Source organism: Blastomonas sp. CCH1-A6 (assembly GCF_001556365.1).
Lineage (GTDB): Bacteria > Pseudomonadota > Alphaproteobacteria > Sphingomonadales > Sphingomonadaceae > Blastomonas > Blastomonas ursincola.
In genome coordinates this window covers 1-4,184 of sequence record NZ_LSIS01000221.1, presented here as the reverse complement: position 1 = coordinate 4,184, position 4,184 = coordinate 1, and the positions used below count along the sequence as shown (strand labels likewise).

Here is a 4,184-nt window from a genome sequence, read left to right as displayed (position 1 = left end):
AGCAGCGCCGCCGATGTCGTCGAGGCCGGGCAGGAGTTGGTCGAGACCGTCGATGGGCTCACGCCGCTCGCGGTCGCCGCGCGTGCGTTCGAGAGCAATACGCCCTCGCGCCGCACGGTCACCACGACGATCGCGGGCACGCGGCGCGCGATGGAGGTGGTCGATCTGCCGATCAAGGGGCGCGGCATCGCGGGCTATGCCATCGACGTGCACGACCTGATCCAGGCGCGCCAGGCGACCGAGCGCTTCCGCGATGCCCAGCGCGACATGCTCGACAATCTGTCGGCGGGCGTGGCGCAATTCGATGCGCAGCGCCGCCTGATCTTCGTCAACCAGCCGTTCGTGCGCATGTTCCAGCTCAAGCCGCAATGGCTGCAGGACGGGCTGGAGTTCGAGCGGCTGATCGACCGGATGCGCGAGGCAGGCCGTGTGCCGCAGGTGCGCGATTTTCCCGCCTGGCGCGACGAGAAGCGCGAATGGTTCCAGTCGGCAGCCCCGGTCGAGGACAGCTGGCTGATCGCCGACGGCACGCATCTGCGCGCCATCGCCCAGCCGACGCCCGATAATGGCCTGCTGCTGATCTTCGAGGACCGGACCGAGCAGGTGCAACTGGCGAGCGCGCGCGACACGCTGCTGCGGGTGCGCACCGCGACGTTCAACAACCTCTACGAGGCGCTCGCCGTCTTCACCTCCGACGGGCGGCTGCACCTGTGGAACACGCGCTTCGGCGCGGTGTGGGAGGTCGACGAGGCCGAGCTCGCCAAGCATCCGCGCGCCGACGAGCTGCTGAAAGCCATCGCGCCACAGCTCAAGCGTCCGGCGCAGATCTCGGCGCTGCGGGAAGTCATCCGGTCGGCCACGCTCGACCGGACCCAGCGCGCCGGCCAGCTGGTGATGAAGGATGGCCGGGTGTTCGATTTCGTCGGCATTCCGCTGCCCGATTCGAGCGCGCTGTTCACGATGATCGACGTGTCCGACGCCAAGCGGATGGAAGATGCCCTTCGTGAACGCAACGAGGCGCTGGTCGAGGCCGATGCCATCAAGACGAAGTTCCTCGCCAATATGAGCTACGAATTCCGCACGCCGCTCACCTCGATCGGCGGCTTTGCCGAGCTGCTGGCGAGCGGGGTGGCAGGGCCGCTGTCCGAACAGGGCCAGGACTATGCCAAGGCGATCATCGATTCGGTCGAGCGGCTGTCGGCGCAGATCAACATGGTGCTCGATCTGAGCCAGAGCCAGGCGGGCACATTGCCGCTCAAGCGCGAGCCGACCGATATGGCGGCGCTGCTGGTCGATGTTGCCAAGGGCATGGCCGGGTTGGCGGGGGGGCGCAACATCGCGCTCGAGGTCGATGTGAACGGTGGCCCGGGCATGGCCGAGGTCGATCGCCAGCGCTTTGCCCAGGCGATCACCGCCGTGGTCGATAATGCGCTGCGCTACACCCAGGAAGGCGGGCGCGTGCTGCTGCTCGGCGATCGCTTCCGGAACAAGCTGCGCATTGTGGTGTCGGACAACGGACCTGGCCTCGATGCGCGTGCGCAGGCGCGCGCGCTCGATGGCGTGCTCCAGGCGGACGAGGCGGGAGGCAAGCCGGTGACCAAGCGCTCGGGCCTGGGCCTGCCGCTGGCGAAGAACCTGATCGAGGCGCATGGCGGGCGGATGGAGCTGGTCAGCGAACCGGGCGCGGGCACCATCGTCACGATTCTGATGCCGTGATGCCGACCATCGGTTCGATCGAGGCGATGCAGCGCCTGGGGCAGCAGCTCGCCGATATGGCGCGCCCCGGCGATACGATCGCGCTTTCGGGCGATCTCGGCGCGGGCAAATCGACGCTCGCCCGCGCGATCCTGAACGCACTGGGCTTTGCCGGAGAGGTGCCCAGCCCGACCTTCGCGCTGATCCTGCCCTATGATCCGCCCGAGGTGCGCATCCCCGTCATTCACGCCGATTTCTACCGCCTCGATGGCGCGATGGAGCTCGAGGAACTGGGGCTCGATGCCGGCGATCCGGCGTTGCTGATCGCCGAATGGCCCGAGCGCGTCGGCGGGCTGGCGGGTCCCGATACGCTGGAATTGCGGATCACCGGAAGCGATGCTAGCGAGCGCCGGATTGATGCGCAGCCCGGCCAGAACTGGCAGGCGCGCTGGCAGCAGATTGCAGGTGAATTGTCTTGAGCGAGCGTGAACAGCTGATCCGGGCCTTTGTCGATGCACAGGGCTGGGAATCGGCCGAAATCCTGCCCATTCCCGGTGATGCCTCGTTCCGCCGCTATTTCCGCGTGGTCGAGCCCGATCGCCGAGCGATCCTGATGGATGCGCCGCCGCCCGAGGAAGACCCGCAGCCGTTCGTCCATGTCGCGCGCTATCTCACCGCGCAAGGCCTGCGCGCGCCCGAGATCTTCGGTGTCGATGCAGGGGCCGGGCTGGTGCTGCTCGAGGATTTCGGCGACCAACGGATGCGCGAGACTGTCGATGCCGGCGATGCCGAAGCCGAGCGCGCGATCTACCGCCAGGCGATCGAGACCCAGGTGGAATTGCACCGCCGCGCGCCCGCCGATGTGCCGCCTTATGACCGCGCGGTCTATCAGCGCGAGGCAGCGCTGTTCACCGAATGGTACTGCCCCGCGCGCGGTCTGGATGTCGATGCCGAGGGCTATGCGAAGGCCTGGGATGCGGTGCTCGACGGGATGGACCCGTCAGCGCCCAAGGTCACGGTGCTGCGCGACTATCATTCGGAAAACATCATGCTTCCGCCCGACGGATCGCAGGGGCTGATTGATTTTCAGGACGCGCTGGTCGGCGATCCGGCCTATGATCTAGTCTCCCTGCTGCAGGACGCGCGGCGCGACGTGTCCGAAGAGGTCGAGGCCGAAATGCTGGCGCATTATCGCGACCTGGCGAAGCCCGCGTACGATCTCGACACGTCCTATCATGTGCTGGGCGCGCAGCGGAATGCCAAGATCATCGGCATTTTCGTGAGGTTGTGGAAGCGCGACGGCAAGCCGCGCTATCCCACGATGATCCCGCGCGTCTGGAAGGCGATGGAGCGCGACCTGAGGCACCCCGCGCTAGGCCCCGTCACCGAGTGGTTCGAAGCGAACATCCCTGCCGATCTGCGCGATCCGGCAGGCGTGCTCGGCGGAAAGTTCGACCTGTGAGCGATACTCCGTCCTTTGCCCGCACCGCGATGGTCATGGCCGCAGGGCTGGGCAAGCGCATGCGCCCGCTGACCATCACCACGCCCAAGCCGCTGGTGCGCGTCGCGGGCAAGCCGCTGATCGACCATGTGCTCGATCATCTGGGCCAAGCCGGGATGCAGCGAGTCATCGTCAACGTCCATTATCTCGCCGATGCGCTCGAAGCGCATCTGAAGGCGCGCGAATGGCCGTTCGAGATCCTGATCTCCGACGAGCGCGATCTCCTGCTCGAAACCGGGGGAGGTCTGGTCAAGGCGATGCCGATGATCGAGGAAGACCCGTTCTTCTGCCTCAACAGCGACAATGTCTGGCTGGAAAGCGCGCGGTCGTGCTTTGACGAGCTGCGCGCGGCCTGGGACGACGATCGAATGGACGCGCTGCTGCTGCTGGTGCCGCACAGCCGTGCCAACAATTACAAGGGCGTCGGCGATTTCCATCTCGATCAGATGGGCCGCATCCGCCGCCGCAAGCCGGGCCATGTGGCACCCTATATCTATACCGGCATCCAGCTGCTCTCGCGCCGCCTGCTCGCTGATCCGCCGCAGGGCGCGTTCTCGACCAACGTGCTGTGGAACCGTGCGATGGCCGAGGGCCGTGTCTACGGCATATCACATCTGGGCCTCTGGTTCGATGTCGGCACGCCCGCCGCGATCCAACCCACCGCAGAGGCGCTGCTGGATGCCTGAGGCGCGCAACCCCGCAGTCTATGCCATCGGGGCGCAGCGCGGGTTTGCGGATGTTCTAGCGGATGGCCTGCTTCGGCGCTTCGGCGGCGATCCGATGGGGCTCGCGCGCGCGACGCTGCTGATCCCGAACCATCGCGCCGGGCGCGCGATCACCGAAGCGCTGGTGCGCCATGCCGCCGACGGGCTGCTGTTGCCGCGCATGGTGCTGATCGGCGATATCGATCTCGACGAGAGCCTCGGCGCGCTGCTCGACCCGCTGGGCGAGGGGGCGGAGGTGCCGCCTGCGGTCGATCCGCTTGAAC

Annotated in this window: 4 protein-coding genes and 1 pseudogene; all 5 read left to right on the top strand. The window is 67.0% G+C overall.

The annotated features are described in order from the left end of the window. Nucleotides 1–1,716 (top strand): sensor histidine kinase (locus AX735_RS09625; protein WP_066279157.1); only part of this gene is annotated, 1,716 nt, incomplete at its 5' end. Beyond that, nucleotides 1,716–2,174: a tRNA (adenosine(37)-N6)-threonylcarbamoyltransferase complex ATPase subunit type 1 TsaE gene (gene tsaE / locus AX735_RS09620; protein WP_066279150.1), complete on the top strand. Its 459-nt coding sequence runs from the start codon at nt 1,716–1,718 to the stop codon at nt 2,172–2,174. The genes AX735_RS09625 and tsaE, both read left to right, overlap by 1 nt. After that, the gene (locus AX735_RS09615; RefSeq protein ID WP_066279147.1) at nt 2,171–3,157 is read left to right on the top strand and encodes an aminoglycoside phosphotransferase family protein; all 987 of its coding nucleotides are present in this window, start codon (nt 2,171–2,173) and stop codon (nt 3,155–3,157) included. The genes tsaE and AX735_RS09615 overlap by 4 nt, the downstream gene beginning before the upstream one ends. 29 nt (nt 3,158–3,186) lie before the next feature. After that, nucleotides 3,187–3,882 carry a nucleotidyltransferase family protein gene (locus tag AX735_RS09610; RefSeq protein WP_137775406.1) on the top strand — a complete coding sequence of 232 codons (696 nt, stop codon included), beginning with the start codon at nt 3,187–3,189 and terminating at the stop codon, nt 3,880–3,882. Next, a pseudogene (locus AX735_RS09605) lies at nt 3,875–4,184 on the top strand (double-strand break repair protein AddB); the annotation flags it as partial. The gene AX735_RS09610 and the pseudogene AX735_RS09605, both read left to right, overlap by 8 nt.